This is a genomic window from Flavobacterium ginsenosidimutans (genome assembly GCF_003254625.1).
In the GTDB taxonomy this organism is placed as follows: Bacteria; Bacteroidota; Bacteroidia; order Flavobacteriales; family Flavobacteriaceae; genus Flavobacterium; species Flavobacterium ginsenosidimutans.
The window spans coordinates 521,938-544,065 of sequence record NZ_QJRJ01000082.1; the positions used below are offsets into that span (position 1 = coordinate 521,938).

General features: G+C 35.4%; 15 protein-coding genes and 1 tRNA gene. 8 read left to right on the plus strand and 8 right to left on the minus strand.

Features of this window, described 5'->3' with window-relative positions; all coding sequences use genetic code 11:
- The first annotated feature begins 29 nt into the window (after positions 1-29).
- Both DM444_RS22835 and DM444_RS22840 read left to right on the plus strand, forming a co-directional pair.
- Positions 30-6,176, plus strand: coding sequence for a M4 family metallopeptidase (locus DM444_RS22835; protein WP_111290923.1), 6,147 nt, complete (start codon positions 30-32; stop codon positions 6,174-6,176).
- Positions 6,177-6,245: 69 nt separating this feature from the next.
- Positions 6,246-6,893 carry a porin family protein gene (locus DM444_RS22840; RefSeq protein ID WP_111290925.1) on the plus strand — a complete coding sequence of 216 codons (648 nt, stop codon included), beginning with the start codon at positions 6,246-6,248 and terminating at the stop codon, positions 6,891-6,893.
- A 217-nt stretch (positions 6,894-7,110) separates the two neighbouring features.
- Here the strand turns inward: DM444_RS22840 and DM444_RS22845 are convergent, their stop codons facing one another.
- Complete coding sequence (locus tag DM444_RS22845; protein WP_204251712.1) at positions 7,111-8,421, minus strand: DUF389 domain-containing protein; 1,311 nt, start codon at positions 8,419-8,421, stop codon at positions 7,111-7,113.
- 763 nt (positions 8,422-9,184) lie between these two features.
- Here DM444_RS22845 and DM444_RS22850 point away from each other — a divergent pair.
- The 3 genes from DM444_RS22850 (at position 9,185) to DM444_RS22865 (ending at position 12,375) form a co-directional block, all read left to right on the plus strand.
- Positions 9,185-9,802 carry a hypothetical protein gene (locus DM444_RS22850; protein WP_111290927.1) on the plus strand — a complete coding sequence of 206 codons (618 nt, stop codon included), beginning with the start codon at positions 9,185-9,187 and terminating at the stop codon, positions 9,800-9,802.
- Positions 9,799-11,202 (plus strand): alkyl/aryl-sulfatase, encoded by a 1,404-nt coding sequence (locus tag DM444_RS22855; protein WP_111290929.1) that lies wholly within the window; start codon positions 9,799-9,801, stop codon positions 11,200-11,202. Before DM444_RS22850 ends, DM444_RS22855 begins: the two co-directional genes overlap by 4 nt.
- A gap of 726 nt (positions 11,203-11,928) precedes the next feature.
- Positions 11,929-12,375, plus strand: coding sequence for a response regulator (locus DM444_RS22865; RefSeq protein ID WP_109194856.1), 447 nt, complete (start codon positions 11,929-11,931; stop codon positions 12,373-12,375).
- Between the two features lie 72 nt (positions 12,376-12,447).
- Here the strand turns inward: DM444_RS22865 and DM444_RS22870 are convergent, their stop codons facing one another.
- Positions 12,448-12,741: a DUF6965 family protein gene (locus DM444_RS22870; protein ID WP_109193328.1), complete on the minus strand. Its 294-nt coding sequence runs from the start codon at positions 12,739-12,741 to the stop codon at positions 12,448-12,450.
- A 433-nt stretch (positions 12,742-13,174) separates the two neighbouring features.
- Positions 13,175-13,248, minus strand: a tRNA-Arg gene (locus DM444_RS22875).
- A 114-nt stretch (positions 13,249-13,362) separates the two neighbouring features.
- Here DM444_RS22875 and DM444_RS22880 point away from each other — a divergent pair.
- On the plus strand, positions 13,363-13,875 hold the full coding sequence (locus DM444_RS22880; RefSeq protein WP_111290931.1) for an adenine phosphoribosyltransferase: 513 nt from the start codon (positions 13,363-13,365) through the stop codon (positions 13,873-13,875).
- Here the strand turns inward: DM444_RS22880 and DM444_RS22885 are convergent, their stop codons facing one another.
- The 4 genes from DM444_RS22885 to DM444_RS22900 all read right to left on the minus strand — a co-directional run bounded on the left by DM444_RS22885 (position 13,876) and on the right by DM444_RS22900 (position 16,357).
- Positions 13,876-14,526 (minus strand): response regulator transcription factor, encoded by a 651-nt coding sequence (locus DM444_RS22885; RefSeq protein WP_111290933.1) that lies wholly within the window; start codon positions 14,524-14,526, stop codon positions 13,876-13,878.
- Positions 14,516-15,172 (minus strand): sensor histidine kinase, encoded by a 657-nt coding sequence (locus DM444_RS22890; protein WP_239455778.1) that lies wholly within the window; start codon positions 15,170-15,172, stop codon positions 14,516-14,518. Before DM444_RS22890 ends, DM444_RS22885 begins: the two co-directional genes overlap by 11 nt.
- A 98-nt stretch (positions 15,173-15,270) precedes the next feature.
- Complete coding sequence (locus DM444_RS22895; protein ID WP_111290937.1) at positions 15,271-15,918, minus strand: hypothetical protein; 648 nt, start codon at positions 15,916-15,918, stop codon at positions 15,271-15,273.
- Positions 15,919-15,925: 7 nt separating this feature from the next.
- Positions 15,926-16,357, minus strand: coding sequence for a hypothetical protein (locus tag DM444_RS22900; RefSeq protein ID WP_111290939.1), 432 nt, complete (start codon positions 16,355-16,357; stop codon positions 15,926-15,928).
- Positions 16,358-16,611: 254 nt separating this feature from the next.
- Here DM444_RS22900 and DM444_RS22905 point away from each other — a divergent pair, with 254 nt between their 5' ends.
- Complete coding sequence (locus tag DM444_RS22905) at positions 16,612-17,436, plus strand: N-acetylmuramidase domain-containing protein (protein ID WP_111290941.1); 825 nt, start codon at positions 16,612-16,614, stop codon at positions 17,434-17,436.
- 304 nt (positions 17,437-17,740) lie between these two features.
- Here DM444_RS22905 and pheT read toward each other — a convergent pair whose 3' ends face one another.
- Positions 17,741-20,161, minus strand: a complete 2,421-nt coding sequence (gene pheT / locus DM444_RS22910; protein ID WP_111290943.1) for a phenylalanine--tRNA ligase subunit beta — start codon at positions 20,159-20,161, stop codon at positions 17,741-17,743.
- Between the two features lie 273 nt (positions 20,162-20,434).
- Here pheT and DM444_RS22915 point away from each other — a divergent pair, with 273 nt between their 5' ends.
- Positions 20,435-21,940 carry an aldehyde dehydrogenase family protein gene (locus tag DM444_RS22915; protein ID WP_111290945.1) on the plus strand — a complete coding sequence of 502 codons (1,506 nt, stop codon included), beginning with the start codon at positions 20,435-20,437 and terminating at the stop codon, positions 21,938-21,940.
- Positions 21,941-22,128: the final 188 nt, after the last annotated feature.

Genomic DNA, 22,128 nt, shown 5'->3' on the forward strand with positions numbered 1-22,128 from the left:
ACCTTAATATTAACTTTTAAATTAAAAAAATGAACCAAACCTACTCTAAGCCCAGGTATTTGTTTGTTTTGTTGAGTTTCTTTGTCTTTTCCTTTGGAATGGCTCAGTCGCCTTTGCAAAAAAACAAATCGGCTAATGTGCAAATGGCGATTCAAACGCCAGGAAAAACCACAACAAAGGATCAAGTTTCTAAGAAAACAAGCGATTCAAATGCTTTTCAGGAAGCTGACGCCAATGATCCTCTTCTTCCAAAACAAGAAGATATTAATGGTAAGAAACTTTCACAAAAAGAAAGTGAAGCCGTTAATCAGCAATTTAAGGCAAGCCAAAAGCTTTTTAAACCAAATGCAAGTTCGGCTAAAAGTAAAGCAGCTGCTCAGGATAGTATTTCGAAGCTCAAGTCTTTTGCAAAATCTGCAAATTTAACTTCCAGAAATGTTTTTGAAGTCAAAAAAGCCGCTTTTGGGTTAAGCAGTTCAGATAAAATGCAATTGAAATCTGTTTCAGACAAAAATGGCAGAAGTCTGGCTACCTATCAGCAATTGCATAATTCTATTCCTGTAGAAGGAGCTATTTATAAAGTCAGAGAGAACAAAACCAAAATTGATGCTTTTGGGCAAATTACCAGCAAACTTCCTGCTAACAGTTCTTATAAAGTAAATGCTTCTCAAGGCTTAGAATATGCCTTGAAAGATGTAAACGCCAAAGAATATGTTTGGCAAAGCAAAAAATTAAGCTCTTTGGTGAATAAAAAAATAAGCCAAAAACCGCAAGGTGAACTGGTTTACGTAGGGCCAAGTTTTTCTTCTGAATTGAAAGAATATCATTTGGCTTGGAAGTACGATGTTTTTGCAACTAATCCGCAATCGAGCCAAACTATTTACGTTGACGCAAATTCTGGGAAAACAATTTTAAAGATTGATTTAAACAGAGATGTTCGTTCAGCTTCTTCTGCTCCTGTTGATGGCCGAGCAGCTATTGGTAATGGAAAAGCAAGATTTACAGGAAACGTTACTTTTGGAACGACTCAATATGCAGAAGGTTATAAATTGGAAACTTTAGAGGGTAAATTCAAAGTGCCGATTTACACTTTAAATATGAATCATGCCGAGCATGCATCTGATGAAGTGCTTACAGAATATATTGATGAGGATAACAACTGGAATGATTTATACAACAAAGACCACGATGAAGCGGCGATTGATATTCATTGGGGATTGCAAACAACATTAAACTATTACGAAGAAAAATTTAACCGTAATAGTGTTGATGATAAAGGAATGACCATTTTTGGACTTGCGCATTTAGGAACTCATGTTCAAAATGCATCGTGGACTGGCGGATGGGCACAGTTTGGCGATGGAGATACGCAGCCTTTTGTGAGTTTAGGAATTACGGGTCACGAGATGACACACGCGGTAACGCAATTTTCAGCCGGTTTGATTTATCTTGGAGAATCTGGAGCTATGAATGAATCATTCAGTGATATTTTTGGTATTTCGATTGAGCTGTACGCTGGAAAAGATTCTAAGAATGACATTTGGATGCTGGGTGATGAATTGTACAAACACGGAAGTTTGAGAAGCATGGCAGACCCAAAAGCGGCTGGCCAGCCTGATACTTACGGAGGCGAATTTTGGGCAGATCCTGCAAATACAAGTTATGATAATGGCGGTGTTCACCAAAACAGCGGAATTACCAACTATTGGTATTATCTTTTGGTCGAAGGTGGACAAGGAGTTAATGATCTTGACAATAGCTATACTATTAAAGGCCTTGGTTTGGCTAAAGCAGAGAAAATTGCATATCTAACGCTTACAGAATATTTGTCGCCTTCTTCAAATTTTAGCGACATGCGTCAGGCTTCTTTATTGGTTGCAGAAGATTTGTACGGACTAGGTTCTGAAGAATACAAACAAGTTACCAATGCATGGTATGCAATTGGTGTTGGCGCCGCTTATTCAGATAAACAGCTTTCACTTGTTTCTGTTCAAGATCCTTCTTTGCCATGTGGGCAATTAAAAGGTGATGAACCTTTTTATGTGACTCTTAAAAATACCGGATCTACTCTAATTAAAGCAAACGAAGTTCTAAATTACAAATTGCGAGCAATGGCAGGTGCTTTAGGCAGACTTATTGAGTTTTATTCTAATGATGGTACAGTTACTTTTGATAAGGATCTAGGTGTTGGAGAAGAAATTACTATCGAAATTAAAGATAATATTCCATATCAGGTGGGAGGTGCCACAAATTATATAGAAGTGAAAATGGATCTTAACCCAATTACTGAATTTGGTACTAAAGATGGCTATTCGTTTACTTCACAAATCATTGTTCCAATAGCTCAAAAAGATTTTGATATTAAAGTGACAAATCTTGAGATTCCGGATTATACAGGAGATGTTCTTACTGCAAATAATACTTTAGCAATTACGCTTTATAATTTAGGCTGTCAGGATATTCCGGCTGGAACACAGTTAAAAATCGGATATGCAGACACGGCACCAGGAAGTGCTGCCGTTTGGAAGGATATTACTTTAGAAACTGCCTTTAAAGGGAAATCAGAAATCAAAATTCCTTTTGACGGAACGGTAGATTTATCAGCAGTTGGCTTGCATACATACGAAGCCTATGTAACTTATGATAAAGATCCCGTTACAGCAAATAACAGTATTTTGAATGCTGCTTACAGTGGTACTGTTACCCAATTCCCATATGTTCAAGGCTTTGAAAGAACTCCTGGAGGATGGAATTCAAAGGCTTTAAGTGAAAACCAGAAATTCATATTTCAGAATTATCCGGCATCATTTAGATCTGTTAAATCGCAATATATGTGGGGAATGGTAGATTTTAAAACAAATGAGAGAATGGGACTTAATTCTGATTTCGTCTTAGAATCGCCAATCTTTGATTTTACAAATGTGGTTTCTCCATATGTTGAGTTCGATTTATATTATCTATTGCATAGAACATATGACGGTTTAATTGTTGAATATTCTGAAGATAAAGGCAAAAGCTGGAAAAAAGTAACTACGGTTAACTATCCGGAAATAGAACATAACAATGATCTATTTGATGGGGGCTGGTTTACAGGAGTAAATAATAGTCTGAGAAAAGACCCTTATCAAATACGCTTAAATGAACTTGCAGGAAAAAAAGCAGCAATTCGTTTTCGTGTAAAATCTGATGATTATTATGATGGGTTCTTAGGAGGATTTATAGATAATATTTTAGTGAAAGATGCACCTTATGATTTAGAAGTTGTATCTGCGAAATTAGACGCTGGTAAATGCGACATCAACAATAATACTACTACCGTAAATACTTATGTCACTAACAATTTTGCTACAAGTAGTCAGGTTGTGAATGTGACTACTAAAATTCTGGACGCGGCACAAAATGAAGTTTTTTCATTAACAGAAAAAAGAACTTTAGCCTTTACAAAATTTAAAGACACACTTACAATCAGTGTTCCAAATATCAATTTGAAAACTGTAGGCGAGCATACGGTATCAGTTTCTGTTTTTCCGGAAGATATGCTGCAAGATGTAAAGCAAGCTAATAATTCTTATGTATTTACATATGACAATTGGAACAATGAAGATATGAAAGTATCTGTGCTTCCATACAAAATGGATTTTGAAGATGCTTCCAAATACAAAGGCTGGAGAACTTCTGAAAATAAGGGAGCTGCCGGCTGGAAATACGGAGAGCGCGCTGATTTAGGTTCGCCGGCGTGGTTTCTTGAAGACCATACCCATTTTATGGCTAGTAATGATGACAAATGCAATTGCGATTCATCAAACGATATGCTGGTTTCGCCTGTATTTGATTTGACAAATTACAAGGAAGCGCATTTATCATTTGACGGTTTTGGAGATCCTCAACAATGGTCAGATGGGTATGTAAAAGTAAGTACAGACGGAGGTCAGACCTGGAAAGAAGTATTTCACATGCCATATTATGGCGCTTGGTGGGAATATGGTGTTGATTTAACAGAATATGCTGGAAAATCTTGCGTAATGATAGCGTTCCAACACAATGATAATGGATTTTTTGCGAACGGCTTTGCAGTAGATAATATCCAAATCAAAGAAGCTAAATCGAATTTAAGGCCTTCTAATTTAGTCGTTGCAGAAACGGTTTACGAAGATGCGCCTTCACATGAATTCAATATAAACCTTAGAAATTCGGCTTACAAAACATTAGATAAATTTACAATTGAATATCAGATTTCTCAAAACGGAACTGCTGTTGGAAAACCTGTTTCTATTGAAAAAAGCGAGGAAATACTAGTTGGACAAACTATCACATACAAAATAGATGGTTTGCCAAAACTGGCTCCGGGCAAATATGATATTGCTGTAAAAGCATTCACAGACAATGAGCCTAAAGATCAGGCTCAGGTTTTAAAAGGATCTTTTGAAGTTATTGAAAAAGCACGGGAATTTACTGTTGAAACTTTCTCAACTGTACCAAGCGGTTCATTATTTGGGCAAAAAGGTTTTGTTTCGAGTTTAAGTGATGATAATTATCCATGGAGAGTTGTGGTTAATCCGGACAATGAATATTTGACCGTACCTCAAAAAGACCATACAGGAGATACAGCGGCAAACATGCTTTATAGCCAGCTGGAAGGTTTGTCTTATTACAGCGAGTTGGTTTCCCCAATGTATAAATTAGATGAGAATGCAAGCGCTTTTGAGTTTTATTATGCAATGCAAAGTAATGCTAATGACATTTTCCTTGTCGATATTAAAACGGTAGGAGGTACCTGGACGGAATTATGGAGAACAAACAAAGAAGGTTCTTTTGTTGACACCGAATGGAAGAAAGTCGATTTGAATATTACTAAATATAAAGGAAAATCAGTAATGTTCCGTTTCAGACACGCTAAGTCAGATGGCTATTCATACATGGTTTTAGATGATTTAAAAGTCTTTAACGAGGCTGTTACAGATGTTTCTATGCAGATTTTATCGCCAAAGGATGTTTGCGGAAACGAAGAATATAAAGTTAAATTGACAAATGAAGGTCAGATTGCGATTAAAGAGAATTCTATTCAGGTAAATTTAGAATATAAAAATACTTCGGAGAAAATCTCAGAAGCTGTTGCGGCAGGAATTCCAGTGGGAGGAAGTATTGAATATACTTTTAAAACAAAACCAAAATTAATTCAGAATGGTGATTCCCAAGTTTTCAATTTTACAGCAAAATTAGAAAATGACATCATTGCCCAGAATAATACAATTGAGGATTATACCTATCAGGGAGTGGCAGGAGATTTTAAATTATTTGACAATCCATCAGTCCACGGGTACGCAGGAAAAAGCGTTTATCTTAATGCCGAATCTAATTTGTTAATCAGAGAACTTGATGCAACTTCATATAAATGGAGTACGGGAGAAAATACTTCTGCTATCGAGGTAACAAAAGCCGGAGATTATATTGTAACTGCTGTTTTGAAAAACGGATGTTCAATTACAGAAAAAGTAAATGTAACATTTGACACTTTTGAATCTGGATTAGCAAGCGGGGATGTTTGTGGGCCAATAGTGGTTTTAAATCCAGGAAAATACAAAGCCTACGAATGGTTCGACGGTTCAACCGATCCAACTTACAGCACAACAGAAAGCGGTGATTATTATGTAACGGTTTACAATGAAAATGGATTAGGTAAAACTTTCAGTACAAGTATTACAGTTCTTGAAAACATCGCGCCAGAAATAGAGGTTGTAGGCGAAAAGAAAATTAGTGCAACTGCTGATGCTCCTGCTTACCAATGGTATTTAAATGGCAGAATCATTCCAAACGCAACTCAAAAAACAATTGTGGCAATTTGGGAAGGGACTTACAGTCTTCAGACAACAAATAGTAATGGCTGCAGCAGCATGTCAGAACCAATCGATTCTAAAGGCATGATCATCGGAAAATTGACAAATCCGTTCAGAGTTTTCCCGAATCCGGTTGTTGACACGGCAAATATCTTCCTTGCAGAAAATATTGAAGGACAGACACAAATAAAATTGTACGGTATGAATGGTAATGTATTATGGAATAAAAACTATTCTAGCATGCCGTCGACAATAAATATTAGTGAATTGCCTGCGGGAGTGTATGTTTTAGATTGTACAGTACAAGGTAAAAAGTACACAGCTAAAATTATCAAGAAGTAACAAAAATTACAGATAGAAACGGTAACTCTATAAAAATAGAGTTACCATTCTTAAAACCAATTAAATTTTATGAAAAAATCCATGCTAATTATATGCACACTTATGTTGTGTGCAACTGTTACGGCTCAAACCAAAAAGGTAAGACTGGGCGTGAAGGCAGGTTTAAATATTTCCAGTCTTAGTTTTGACGAGAGTGAAATAAACTCTTCAAATAAAAGCGGATTTGCTGCTGGTTTAATGGCTGAGATTCCTGTTGCGGAAAAATTTTCCATCCAGCCCGAATTAGTATACAGCCAACAAGGAATGAAGTTTTCTTATGCTGATGCAGAGGTCGAAAATTCGCATTACAAAAGTACCATAAGTTTAAACTACATCAATATTCCGGTGATGTTAAAATATTATGTTGTAAAAGGATTTAGCATTCAGGCAGGACCGCAAATAGGAATACTTTTGAAAGCTAAAAACGAATATCAAGACAATTTTTTAGGATATGAAAATCGTGAAAATCTTAATTTGAAAGACTATACAAATGGAATAGATACTTCTGTAAATTTTGGCTTAGGCTATCAATTTAAAGATAAGTTCTACGCCGATGCAAGATATAATATCTCGTATTCAGATATATTCAAAGAAGCAAATCCGACAGGAAATTACATCATCAACAGCGATATGAAGAATAGAGTTTTTCAGATAACCATTGGTTATTTTTTTAATTAGAGTTAGTACCCTTCATATTTATAGAATCCGCTCATAGAGCGGATTTTTTTATTTGATAGTTTGAAAAATTCAGCACGTGCAAAGAGATTTGTCCATCTGGTTCGAGCTGCCGGGACTATCTTTTTTTCTGATTCAGGGTGCATCTGGTTTATTTTCGAATGTCTTTAAGGTTTATGAATTTGCCTAAGAATTGTCCTGAAAAAAAAAATGTCCTTACTTAATTTTTTTTGAATAGAGAGACATCTTTAACCTTCAGCCGTTCATTGAGCCATTCAGCTAATCGGGCATTCTCTGTCTTGCTCAGCTCCGTGCTGCTTCCGTATATCACAGCTGTTAAAGTAATGATGCTGTCCCTTTGATTGATCATTGTACTTTTGGCAATAGAGATTGAGCTGACAGATGGAAATAATGCAGATGTTTCTTTTAATATTTGGCGATTATCAATTTTATTACTTTCGATTTCTTTCTCAAGCTGCATTATTTTGACATCTTTTAGGTTCATCTCATTTTCACTGCCTTTAATCTGATTTAAAATATCTCCTTTTAATGTATTGAAGCGGTCGGTAGTGTCCTGTCGGATTTCTAATTGTGTGTCCGAAAGGTATTCATTGCTCTGCAGCTTGGTTTTAAGGTTTTCTATTTCTGAGGGGGAAAAACGTTTAGAAAGAAAAGCCAGCTCAAGATTTTTGGCATTGGCAGTATAGTCTGTTTTTTTATAGACGATCGTATATCCCTTGTCAGTAAATTCATTTTCAATAAATATGTTTATATTTTTTTTAAACTGCTGTTCCTGATAAAGCGAATAGGCAAGGTAGCTGCTTGGCAGGAGCATAATTATTATTAGAAAAACGATAATGTATTTTACGCGTTTCTGACTCTTTTCGTCAACTTGTTTGACAGCTCTATAATTAAGATATTTAATAATTAAAAATGTAGCAATTCCAATAAAGACGCAATTGATGCAATAAAGATAAAATGCCCCTAAAAAAAATGACCATTGCGCTGTTGCAAGACCGTAGCCGGCCGTACAAAGCGGAGGCATTAGGGCAGTTGCAATGGCAACACCGGGGATAGGGTTTCCTTTCTCTGATCTTGTTACGGCAATCACTCCGACAACTCCTCCAAAAAATGCAATAAGGATATCATAAATATTTGGAGAGGTTCGGGCCAGTAATTCCGACTGCACGTCTTTGAAGGGACTGAGATAAAAATAAAGCGTGGAAACTGCAAGGCTTACTGCCGTAGCATTCAGCAGATTTTTAAGTGATTTTTTAAGCAATACAAAATCATAAATACCCAGTGCAAATCCTGCTCCTACAATGGGTCCCATAAGAGGAGATATCAGCATTGCTCCAATTATGACAGCTGTTGAATTAACATTCAGTCCTACTGAGGCTATAATAATGGCACAGGCTAGAATCCAAAGATTGGCACCTTCAAAGGTTATATTCCTTCTTACGGTTTCCAATGTTTTTGCCCTGTCATCTTCTCCTTCCCTTAAATTGAATAAGTCTGTGATTTTTTTCATAATTTTTCTATTGACATTTAAAATATCGATAATGCTTTTTTATAGGTTTTTAAATATTTAAAATGAATCAGCATAAATTTTTAAAAACCAGAAAGATATGCTCTGTTTTGAGCGCTTAAATCAAATTTACGCTTTTAGCGGCAAAAAACTATCAAATCTATTTTGAGAGATGTTCAAAAATTGTTTTAGTTAAGCCAAATATATGGTGAGCGTCCCTTTGATTTTGTTTCATATCCTACAACTTTGTTTCATTTTGCAATTTGAAACAACAAACTGGCCCTGATATTCTTGAGTTGGATAAAATTTTTATTTTAGCTATCGTAGGAATTTTAGCTAGCTATTCGGCATTCTTATGTTAATGCTTAAGTTAATTTCTTATAGTTCTTGCCAAACATGGGACGCAAACATTTTTGATATTCAACTTAAGCCAAATAAAAGCCAAATTTGCTATTGTCAGAAATCAGATTTGGAAATTTTCATGATTTAAGAAACGTTTTAAATTTTTGCGGAATGTCTCCATGAGGAACCTCATCTTACTAATACCACAAACTTTCAAAGCAAAAATGAGAGAACGAGTTTTTTTTGAAGTGTATAGAAAACTGCAAAGATAATTGCTGAAAAAAGAGAATAAAATTTCGAAATAGTGCTGCGTTTTTTACTATTAGGACTCAAAAAAAAGTAAGCAATTAAATTTTTTTCTTGTTGTGAGAGAGTTATAGAATATTAAAAAAAATGAATATTAACCATCTAATGATAATCATATATGAAAAAGCTAATTTTAATGGCAGCAGCAAGTTTTTCAATAACAGCTATTTGTCAAAATCAAAAAAAAGGAAGTGAAAAGTATTTAACAGATGCCAGTCAAAAAGAGGCCTCCAAATTTACGAAAGAACTTAATGAGGCTGTATATAAGCAGTTAGCGTTTGATGATAAAACTGCTTTTAAGGATGTTGATAGGGGATTTATTGCCCCTTTAATTAACAATGGGGATATTAAAGACGTAATCAGCGCAACCAAGATGAACTTTATGCAAAATAAGGAAGCGCCTGCTACGGTCAATCCTAGCTTATGGCGCCATGCCCAATTGGTAAACCGAGGTGGTTTGTACAAGGTAATTGATAATATTTATCAAGTGAGGGGGCAGGACTTGGTTAACCTTTCAATAATTGAGACTAACAATGGAATTATCCTATTTGATATTGAGTATTCCCCGGAGACTTTGGCAAAGTCAATCGAACTTTATGAAAAAAATCGTGGGAAACGACCGCTAAAAGCTGTATCATTTCTCACAGCCATGCAGACCATTTTGGAGGAATTGACGGTATATTTAAAGCAGGACTTGCCACTCCTGAAGACTTTTCCAGTGGCCGCATTCCATTGATAGCACCTGAACATTTTGTAGAGGAAGCTGTAAGCGAAAACGTAATGGCTGGTAATGTGATGGCTCGCAGAGCAGGTTATCAATATGGCAATATCCTTGAATCTGGGCCAAAAGGCAAGGTTACCGCTGCTCTTGGAGTAGTTTTGGCAGATGGAGCTTCTGGGCTTCCGATTCCTAATAAGCTGATTAAAAAGAATTGGGAAACTGTCGATATTGATGGGGTGAATTTTGAATTCTTCTTAACTCCCCATGCGGAGGCTCCAGCTGAAATGGTGTTTTTTATCAGAAAATGGAAAGCGCTGTCTATGGCCGAGGACCTGAACCATCTGCAGCACAACATCTACACCTTGCGTGGCGCAAAATCGAGAGATGCAAACTTGTGGGCACATTACTTAGGCGAGGTTATTGCCCGATGGGGAGATGAGGTGGAGGTAAACTTTGGACCACACACCTGGCCAGTTTGGGATAATAAAAATGTGATAGAATATATGAAAACTCAAAGAGATTTGTATCAATCTATTTATAATACAGTATTGCGCTACGCCAATTATGGTTATGGTCCAGATGAAATTGCTGAAGAAGCAAAGTTACCCGATCCGGTATCAAATAGCTGGTATAATCGCCCATACTATGGTCATCTCAAAAATAACCTAAAGGCAACATATATTCTTAATCTCGGGTGGTTTGACGGAAATGCAGCCAAGCTTGCTACCTACCCTGATGATGCAAGAGGGAAGCGTTATGTAGAAGTAATGGGGGGAGAGAGAAAAGTGGTGGATGCTGCGTTTAAATCATTTAACCTAGGCGACTATCGCTTTACTGTTGATTTGCTAAATAATATTGTCGCATACAATGGCGGCAATACAGAAGCAAATTATTTGATGGCTGATGCTTTGGAACAGCTTGGTTATCAGGAAGAAAATGCGCTTTATCGAAACCTTTACCTTTCTTGTGCCTATGAACTAAGGATTGGCGGGAATGTGCCGAATGATCTTAGCACAATTTCGCCAGAGGTTGTCGGGGCATTACCGCCAGAACTGCTTATCTCGTATTTGAGCATGGCAGTTGATCCAAAAAAGGCTTTAGCGCTAGGCAATCTAAACATTAACCTTGTAATAAAAGGAGAAGCCAAATTCGGTTTGGAATTGCATAATGGCGTGCTGAATAGTGTATCGGATTACCAAAGTAAAAATCCGATGGCGACACTTGAAATTTCCAAGAGCGATTTGCTTTCTCTTATGACTGGAAAAGTGGAGTTGGACAAGTTAGTATCCGGCGGCAAAGCCAAGATCGGTGGGGATGGAGAAGTACTAAAGAAACTGCGCACTATTTTTGACCTTAACATAAAAAACAATATGAATTTAGTGCTGCCATTGCAGGCGGAGAACAGAATTAAATAATTGTTGTGAAATTTGCTGCTGAGATAAGATCAAGATCGCTGCTTCCAAATTTATCTTTTAGTCCGTTGATATTTGATGCTGGAAATATAATTTCGGCAGATTATTGTAAAATAAGTCTTAATTTGAGGTTTTCCGTTAAATTAAGACCTGCCATAATACAATAAAAATAGGTAGCTGTACTTTGTGAAAGCATGTGTTTTTTTAAAGATTTCCCTAAAAGAAAAAGCCTTTAAACAATGATGTTTAAAGGCTTTTGGCTTTTAAGTTTTTTTTGGAACGCCTACTGGCCGAGTTTGCTTTTCATTTTTTTATATATGGATTATAAGCTAGTAATGATTCGAACTTAAGGCTTCAAGCGATTGTTAGACGGTGTTTTCGGTTTTATTTTGAAATAGGTGCGCCGATTCTGCACCTGGAGAAAGGAGCGGTAATTTAGTTGGAGCCTCTTCAGCAGTAGAAGAGAGCAGTCTGGATATGGACATGCTGGATAAAAAGGGCCATGCCGATATCAAATGCAGACGTGCAAATGAAGAAACGGGCAAAGAAGCCGATTTTGCCAAATTTGCAGCGCTTTTTTTTAAAAATTAGCCGTATATTTGCTTTTCACCATACATCAAGACATAATTCTATCGTTTGCCTATTTGCAGAGCCTTATTGATTTTTTAACCATAACTCCTGCAGATTGCCAAGGCCCCCTTGCCTTGGACTGCCCTAAATGTGAAAGCGATGGCACATCAGAATACCCCTAAAATTATTTATCACGCAGATGACGATGAAGACGACAGGCTGCTGTTTTTGGATGCCCTGGAGGATTTAAGCCTTCCTGCTGTGGTCCAGGGCGCCCGCGACGGGCAGGAACTGCTCCATACCCTTGACAAGAACAAAGGCCGCCTGCCTGATATGATTTTTCTGGACATCAATATGCCGATCAAGAACGGATTTGACTGCCTTGCGGAAATCCGAAGAAGGGAGGATGCCCTGAAAGAAGTGAGGATCATTATGCTCTCCACAAGCAAAAGCCCCGATAATATAGAGCTCTGCCATAAGCTCGGCGCTGATTTCTATGCCGTCAAGCCAAGCAGCTTTCAGGGGCTCAAGGACCTTTTGCAGAAAGTATTTGAGATGGACTGGGGAAGCGTGCAGAAAAGCGGCAGCAGATTTCTGCTTGTCTGATATATCAGATAAGGTGCTGTCTGCAGCAAATCATAAATCAATCCATTTTTCGGCAGGTCTTCTACTAGCCGGCTAATGACCTGTTTCTTGAATGCTATTTTCTTCTGCTGGCATAGCTTGTTCTGCTGAAGGATTCTCCTGGGATGCTGCAGAATTCAGTTGCGGCGTTTTTTTCATGAGAAGATAAAAATCCCTCAGATGCCACCACGCGGGGCATCTCTCCACAGGTCCGCTGAAGTTTCTGATGGTCAAATAGCAGCTCCTTAGGAATACCTGGGTATCGGTGATATTGGCCCACTCGGTAAGTCTTACTTCTTTCGGAGGCGGATTATGCTCAAAATATCTTTTTATCTCTTCAGGGTTCATAGGGCAAAATTAGGCAAAAAGTGATGTCCTGTCAAGGGATGCGGGGGAGGCGGCGCGGGATTTTTTTTGGTGTTTCTGCGTTTTTTTCAAGGGGCCTGGCAGTCACCGGACTGGCTCTGTTTATTTATTTATTTATTTATTTATTTATTTATTGAAGGGTTTGTATGATGTTATTTTTTAGGGCTGGTTTTTAGGTTTAGTTTTTAGAGTTGGTTTTTTTTTGGAGCTTTTTCCCGCTATTCGCTGCAATCTTCTGCGCCGAACACCGGCGCAGAAGGATTTCCGCTGCTATCGGGGCTAGGGCCAGCTGTATGGTGAGTTTTGTTTTTGGAGAGTTAAATATTGACATCTCTTTGCTTAATTAAAAATTACGAGTTGTCACTTAAAAAAAGAAATGGCACCAATTCTCTTCAATTGGCGCCATTTGGCTTTGTGACCTCGACTGGATTCAAACCAGTAACCTTCTGAGCCGTAATCAGATGCGCTATTCAGTTGCGCCACGAGGCCTTTTTGTTATCAATTAGCTATTTTTTTGTAGCTTTGTTGATTGCTTATTGCGGGTGCAAAGATAGACATAAATGTGAGATAAACAAGGAAAAAACAACAGAAAATTAAAAAAAAATGAAGATTGAAAATTATATACGTGATATTCAAGGATTTCCAAAAGAAGGAATTTTGTTTAAAGATATAACTCCACTACTAATTGACCCCGAAGCGAGAGCAAATTGCTTAAAAATTCTGGTTGAGTCTTTAAATAATCAAAAAATAGATAAAGTTGTTGGTGCAGAATCACGTGGTTTTTTCTTCGGAATGTTATTGGCGCAGGAATTAAATGCAGGATTTGTTCCTGTTAGAAAACCTAAAAAACTTCCTTTTGATACTATTTCAGCTTCTTACGAACTTGAATATGGTTCTGATAGTCTTGAAATGCACACAGATGCCATCAAAAAAGGAGATCGTGTTTTAATTCACGACGATGTTTTGGCTACTGGCGGAACTGCAAAAGCAGTTTGCGAATTGGTGGAGAAACTTGGAGGCGAAATTGTTCAATGTAATTTCTTAATGGAACTGACTTTTTTGAACGGAAGAGAAAAAATCAAAGAATATCCAGTATTTGCTGCATTGACTTATTAGTCAAACGAATACAATTTTATGCTTAATAGCATAAAGTACAAGTCCGATTCGGGTTTTTATTTCAAGTTTATCAAAAAGAGATTCTCTGTAACCATCAATGGTTTTAGGGCTTAAACACATTTCTGATGCAATTTCCTTATAGGTCATTTCTGTACAGGCGTGTTTGATAAAAACAATTTCTTTTTCCTTTAGACTAATTTTTCTGTTGTCGCTGTTGACTTTATTGATCAGCATTCCAGAAACTAATTCAGTAAAATAAAAACCCTTTTCGATGACGCAGTGAATAGCTTCTCTAAAAATTTCAGGAGAAGTATCTTTCAGCAAATAACCTTTTGCGCCATTGGTAATCATCTTAATGATAATCTCGTCGTCGTCATTAACAGATAAAGCAATTACTTTAAGATCCGGTCTATTTTCCTTGAGCCATTTCATAGTGCTTAATCCGTCTAGAACAGGCATATTAACATCAAGTAAAATAAGATCGATTTCTGATAAAGGATTTTCTTCCAGGTAATCAATAAATACCTTTCCGTTTTCAAAACGTTCTATAACTTCATAATCGCCAAAACTCTTAATTAGCAGTTCCAACGACTGTGAAAAAAGTAAATGGTCATCAACAATTATTATTTTGCTTTTTGAGTTAGTTTTCATAGCCTTGAGTTAAAGGATATTCAATAGTTACACTTGCTCCCGTTTCATCAGAATTTAGGATCAATTTGGCGCCAATAAGTTTGGCTCTCAGTTTCATATTATTCAGCCCTATTCCCGAGCCCGATTTTGTAAGATCATATCCAATTCCGAAATCTTTCAATTTCAATCTGAAAACAGAATCGGTGGTTTCAATATTAACATCAAATAAATCGCTTCTGGAGTGTTTTAAGCTGTTATGAAGCGCTTCTTGAAAGATTCTGTAAATAATTAATTCGTGTTCTTCATTGATTGTCGGAATTGTTCCTGTTTGATTAAAATTGTATTTTATCTTTTTAAGTTTTTTAATTCTTTCCAAATCCTGCTGAATCGCTTCTAGAAAATTATCTTGGAGCAAATTATCTTTGTTGATGATTCGCGAAAGAATTCTTAATTCATCCAAAGACTTTGCTAAAACAGCTTTCAGGTCTTTAAGTTCTTCAATTTGAATATTTTTAGTGCTTATTGAAATATTAAGCTGCATAATTGCTACCGAGATAATTTGTCCGATGTTATCGTGTAATTCTTTACTAATTTCAGATAAAGTCTGATCTTTTATTTCAATTCTGGTTTTGACCAATTCAGATTGGAAATACAAATCGGATTCCATTTTTTCAACAACAAATTTGTTTTTCTTCTTTAAAAAATAAAAGAATATGACCACCAAAGTAACAAGTAAGGTGAAGAAAACAATGCCTAAGGAAATAACTAATAATTGTATTTCTTTTCGCTCCATATAAATCCTATTATAAAGCAGCTATGTGCCAGAAAATTTAAAATAAATAAAACCAAACTAAAAATAGATTCGTCTTGTTTAATTAAGAACCAATTGATTGCCAGCATAAAAGGCGTAAAAGGAACATGGAAAACAAGAATTCCTAAAATGTACCAGAAAAACACTGACTTTTTAAAATTTAATATTTTTTCAGAATTAAAAATCTCAACCAGATAGAGACAAGATAGTATTAAAACTAATAATACGCCTATCGCAAAACTGTATGTAAATGAGCGGTTCATATCTTCTTTGAAATATAGAATGTTCAAGAAGAAAGAAATGATAAATAAAATCAAAAAAAGAACAGCCGAAATTCGGTGGTCTTTTTGGGTTAGCAAGGCTCTTAAAAGTAAAATATAGGCAGAGAAACTGGCAAACATATAGAAATTGTAAACATAAAAATTCAATAAACCCGTCCATTGGGTAAAATAATAGCCTACAATTTCGGTTATGATCGAAAACCAGATTAAAATTACTAAAAATTTAGCTTTATTATCAGGAAGTTTTGGTAGCGAAAATAAACCAACAATTCCAGATAATAAAGCCAGATAAACTATATAAGATCTTAAAAATTCAAACATAAGGTTTTTAGTATATTAAGCTAGGCGGTCTTCCGATGTTTCCGTAATTCATTGGTTCCAAGCTTTGAATGTCTGATGAAGAAGCTTCTTGAACCAAAGCAAAACTTTGAATTTTTTCAGTATTGCTTTCTACTTTTTTGCCCGTTGGAACTAAAAATAGAGTAGTCAATCCAGCTTTTTCTCCATGTTTTTCATCATCCGGATAAACTCCAAAATAAAAACGAATTCCATCTACATTATAACCGTCATTAGCTCCGTTAGTTTTAATATAATGAATATAATTTTCTAATTCTTCCAAAGAATACCAAATAGCATTAGCATCTTCTTTTTGAGCTTTTTTTGCTGTAAGTGAAGCTCTTTTATTGTTGTAATTCACATTTAATTGTTTAGCAAATTCTTTAGTGATTAATTGACTCGGTTTTGCGGGAGGATTTTTCATGATTTAATTATTATTTATTGGTTAAGGATTTAGTTAAGAGTTTTTTGAGTTGTTGGAGACAAAATTATTTGAAACAGAAAATTCGGACAAGGGGAAATACCCCCTTTTTTGTTTAGGTAAATTTATTTAAAATTTCGGGTTAAAGTGCTGTTATATAATATTTTATAATATTATAATTTTATGTTGTCAGTTTTAGGGCAAAAACAGACATTCCAAAATGTAATCGAAATCTATAACCACTAAAACAAGAAATAATGAAAACCATAAAAGCAGGTGCAAAATCTCCAGAAGTTTATTATTTAAACGAGCTTTTGACCAAATTAAACTATAAAGTAATTGTTTCCGATTATTTCGGAACTGAGACGGATAAATCAATTCGAGATTTTCAATTGAAGAACAATCTGGTTGTTGATGGAGTAGTGGGACTTAAAACGTGGTCAACTCTTTTAGAAAAAAGCAAAAATGGTTTTTCTTCCAATAATAAATTATTGTCGGAACAAGATTTAATCAACTTTTCGAAACAGTTTAATTTGGAATTGGCAGTTGTAAAAGCAGTAAACGAAGTGGAAAGCAACGGAAAAGGCTTTTTAATAGATGGTCGCCCGAAGATTTTGTTTGAAGGACATGCTTTTTGGGATGAATTAGAGAAGAGAAAAATAAATCCCAGGTCATATAAGAACTCAAACACGCAGGATATTTTGTTTGAAAACTATACTAAAAAGTATTATGTTGGCGGAGCAGGAGAATATACACGTCTCGAAAAGGCTAGAAATCTGGCTCAGGATAAAAGATTTATTGATGCAGCGAATAGTTCGGCTTCTTGGGGACTTTTTCAAATTATGGGCTTTAATGCAACTTCTATTGGCTATAAAAGTATTGATGAATTTGTAGAAAAAATGAATCAGAGCGAAGGTGAACATCTAAAAGCTTTTGGATTGTTTCTAGAAAAGAATAATTTGATTGGACTGCTACGAAACAAAAACTGGGCTTCATTTGCTTTAAAATATAACGGACCAGCTTACAAAACCAATAAATACGATGAAAAGTTGATGAGAGCGTATCAGAAATATTCTAGATAATTATGAATTGTTAATTGTTAATTGTTAATGGTTGATAGTTGATGGTTGATAGTTGATGGTTGATTGTTAATGGTTAATGGTTAATTGTTGATGGTTTTGGTTGTTTGTAGTTTTATTTTTCAAGGTTCTAATCTTAAAGAAAAAACAAAGGTTTATGCAAAGCGTGATTTTCTTTGCGGTAAAATTATACTCAAAGTTTATCAACTTGAAACTTGAAGCTTGAAACAAAAAAAAGAATAAAAAAACAAAACCCGACAAGAGCTTTTATGTCTGTCGGGTTTTTTATTTTAAACTAAGGAATAAACTATCTCAAAGTTGCTCCAAGTTCAGTTTCGAAAGTCTGTTGTAATTTAGACATGATTTTATCGATCTGAGTATCGGTTAGTGTTTTAGTATTGTCTTGAATAGTAAAACTCAATGCGTATGATTTTTTCCCTTCTGGTAATTTGTCACCTTGGTAAACATCAAATAAATTGACATCTTTTAAAAGCGCTTTCTCTGTTTGCTTCGCTAAATTGAAAATGCTTTCGTAAGTTGTTTTTTCGTCGATTAATAAAGCTAAATCTCTACGAACTTCAGGATATTTAGGGATTTCAGTATATTTAATTTTTCCTGTAATGATTTTTAAAACCAAATCCCAATTAAAATCTGCATAATAAACGTCTTGTTTAATACCGAAATGCTTCAAAATAGGCTTTTTAACAACACCCATTTCAACTAAAATATCATTATTGTAAGTAATCGCAGTTCCTTCAGAATAAATATCTGATTGAACTGGAGCGTTACCAATTTTTTCAATTCCTAAACGAGATAAAATCGCTTTTACATATCCTTTCAACAAGAAGAAATCTGTTGTTTTTTGAGGATTTGTCCAGCTTTCTTTGTTTCTGTTTCCAGAAATCAATAAAGAAAGATGTTTGTGTTCTTCGTATCCGTTTAGATATTTATGATATGTTTTTCCGAATTCAAATAATTTTAAATCAGAATTTTTTCTATTAATGTTATAAGAAACAGCTTCTAAACCAGAAAACAATAAAGACTGACGTAGCGTTGCTAAATCACTGCTCAACGGATTCAACATCGAAACATTATGTTCTTCTTTTAATGAAGCAGATAATTTTGCGTATGCTGCAGTTGTCAGCGAGTTTGCCATCATTTCATGGAAACCTTGAGAATTTAGCTGAGAAGCAATTACATTTTGTACTTTATAATCTTCTGTTCTTGGCGAATTTGCTACAGTAGCATTAAATTTCTTAGAGAAATTAATGTTGTTATAACCGTAAACTCTCAAGATTTCTTCGATTACGTCAATTTCACGTTGAACGTCAACGCGATATGCAGGAATAGTTAAGCCTAAACCAGTATCAGAAACGCTATTTACTTTAATATCTAAAGAAACCAAGATTTTTTTAATTGTATCTTTTGAAATTTCCTGTCCAATAATTTTAGAAACATGGCTAAAATTCAACAAAACAGAGAAATCTTCAACTTTTTTAGGATAAACTTCTACAACATCAGAAGTGATTTTTCCGCCTGCAACTTCTTGAATTAAAAGCGCTGCACGTTTCAAAGCATATTCTGTAATAGTTGGGTCAATTCCTCTTTCAAATCTAAAAGAAGCATCTGTGCTTAACTGATGTCTTTTAGCAGTTTTACGAATGCTAACTGGATCAAAATAAGCACTTTCTAAGAAAATAGAAGTTGTTCCATCTGTAACTCCAGATTTTTTTCCTCCAAAAACTCCAGCAATACAAAGTGGACCTTTTTCATCACAAATCATTAAATCTTCTTTGTGAAGCGTTCTTTCCACGTCGTCAAGAGTCACAAACTTAGTTCCTTCTGCAACTGTTTTTACAATCACTTTTCCGTTTATTTTTGCAGCATCAAAAGCGTGTAAAGGCTGTCCTAATTCATGTAAAACATAATTTGTAACGTCAACAATATTATTTTTTGGAGTTAAGCCAATAGCTTTCAAGCGGTCTTGTAGCCAGCTTGGAGATTCATGAACAGAAATTCCAGAAATGGTTACACCGCAATATCTTGGTGCTAAATGAGAATCTTCAACATTTACGTCAATTTTAAGCGTACGCATGTCTACTCTAAAATTGCTTACAGAAGGCGTGATCAATTCTACGTTTACACCGCGTTGTAACATTCCTGCTCTTAAATCACGAGCAGTACCATAATGGCTCATTGCATCGGCACGGTTTGGTGTCAATCCGATTTCGAAAACTTCATCATTGGCAATTTGGAAAACTTCAGAAGCTGGAGTTCCAGGAACTAAATCCTCGGCCAAAACCATAATTCCGTCGTGGCTCGTTCCTAAACCTAGTTCATCTTCAGCACAGATCATTCCATGACTTTCTTGTCCACGGATTTTTCCTTTTTTAATGGTAAACTCAGCACCATCTTTATCGTATAAAATAGTTCCGATTGTTGCAACTGGTACTTTTTGTCCCGCAGCAACATTAGCAGCACCGCATACAATTTGTACAGGAGCTTCTGAGCCAATATCAACTGTAGTAACTTTCAATCTATCAGCATCAGGATGTTTTTCGCAAGTCAAGACGTGTCCAACAACAACGCCTACTAAACCTCCTTTAATTGATTCGTATTTTTCGACAACTTCTACTTCTAAACCTAAATCTGTTAGCAATTCAGAAGTCTGCTCAGATGTCCAATCTGTTTTAATAAATTGTTTTAACCAGTTGTAAGATATTTTCATTGTAGTTATTTAATTCTTTGAATAAGGTTACAAATATAAGGATTGCGGTTTGGAGTAAGAAAAAATTACGTGGTTTTTTCTTGCTGATTTTTCTTGACGGTAAAATACTGTGTGCTAAGATTTTGATAATTTATCTATTAAAATTTTATTAAATAAATATTATAAAAGGCTAAAAAAATTGAATGTGTAATTTTTGTGCTACAAGATGAATGAAAAGTGCTACTCTCTTTCTTTTTATGAACCTAAATTTGGGTAAATCAAAAAAAGAATATTATGAGTACCACAGCAAAAAGACCTGAATTTAAGGCAAAATATGATAATTATATTGGCGGAAAATTTACCGCACCAATTACAGGAGAATACTTTGATGTTGTTTCTCCAATTGATGGTAAAGTATTTACAAAAGCCGCACATTCTGGAAAAGCAGATTTAGAATTGGCGGTAGATACAGCTTATGAAGCTTTTAAAACGTGGGGAAAAACTTCTGTAACCGAAAGAAGTATTTTATTAAATAAGATTGCACAAAAAATTGAAGACAATTTAGAATATATTGCAACGGTTGAAACGATTGATAACGGAAAACCAATTCGTGAAACTCTTGCCGCTGATATTCCATTAGCAATTGACCATTTTAGATATTTTGCAGGTGTAATTCGAGCCGAAGAAAGTTCGATTGCGGAATTGGATTCTCAAACGGTTTCTATCGCTTTAAGCGAACCTCTTGGCGTTGTTGCACAGATTATTCCTTGGAATTTCCCGATTTTAATGGCGGTATGGAAAATTGCTCCAGCGCTTGCAGCAGGAAATACAATCGTTTTAAAACCAGCAGAAAGCACACCAATTTCTATTATGGTTTTAATGGAATTAATTGGAGATATTCTTCCTCCAGGAGTTCTGAATATTGTAAACGGTTTTGGTGCAGAATTGGGAAGACCTTTAGTAACTAATAAAAAAGTATCAAAAGCAGCATTTACAGGTTCTACCACTACAGGACGTTTGGTAATGCAATACGCAACAGAAAATATTATTCCAGTTACTTTGGAATTAGGAGGTAAATCGCCAAATATTTTCTTCCCGTCTGTAGCTGATCATGACGATGATTTCTTCGATAAAGCAGTTGAAGGTGCAGTTTTATTCGCTTTAAATCAAGGTGAAATTTGTACTTGTCCTTCCAGATTATTAATTCACGAAGATATTTATGACAAGTTTATCAAAAAAGTAATTGAAAGAACTGAAGCAATTATAGCAGGAAATCCGTTGGATAAATCGACTATGATTGGTGCGCAGACTTCGATTGTTCAGAAAGAGAAAATCATGTCTTATATCAAATTAGGAAAAGAAGAAGGAGCAGAATTATTGACGGGAGGTGATGAAAATAAACTTGGAGGAGATTTAGAAGGCGGTTATTACATTAAACCGACTTTATTTAAAGGTCACAACAAAATGAGGATTTTCCAAGAAGAGATTTTCGGACCTGTTTTAGCGGTGACTACTTTTAAAACTACTGAAGAAGCTATCGAAATCGCAAACGATACCATGTACGGTTTAGGTGCTGGTGTTTGGACAAGAGATGCACATGAAATTTATCAAGTTCCTAGAGCAATTCAATCTGGTCGTGTTTGGATTAACCAATACCATTCTTATCCTGCTGGCGCTCCGTTTGGAGGCTACAAACAATCTGGAATTGGACGTGAAAATCACAAAATGATGTTGAGCCAATACCGTCAGACAAAAAATATGCTGATTTCTTATGACAAAAAGAAATTGGGATTCTTCTAAAAAATAACTATCAAAATCCTGGAGTATTGTTTGGTGATATGTATGGGGCATTAAATGAAAGTTTAATGGCATTAAGCAAACTCCCTCCAGGCAATTTTGATTTGTAAATATCCAATACAATCGAATTACTGTTTGATTGAAAGTAAAGTATAATTAGTTGGTTAAGTCAAGGCAGTAAATTTCGTAAT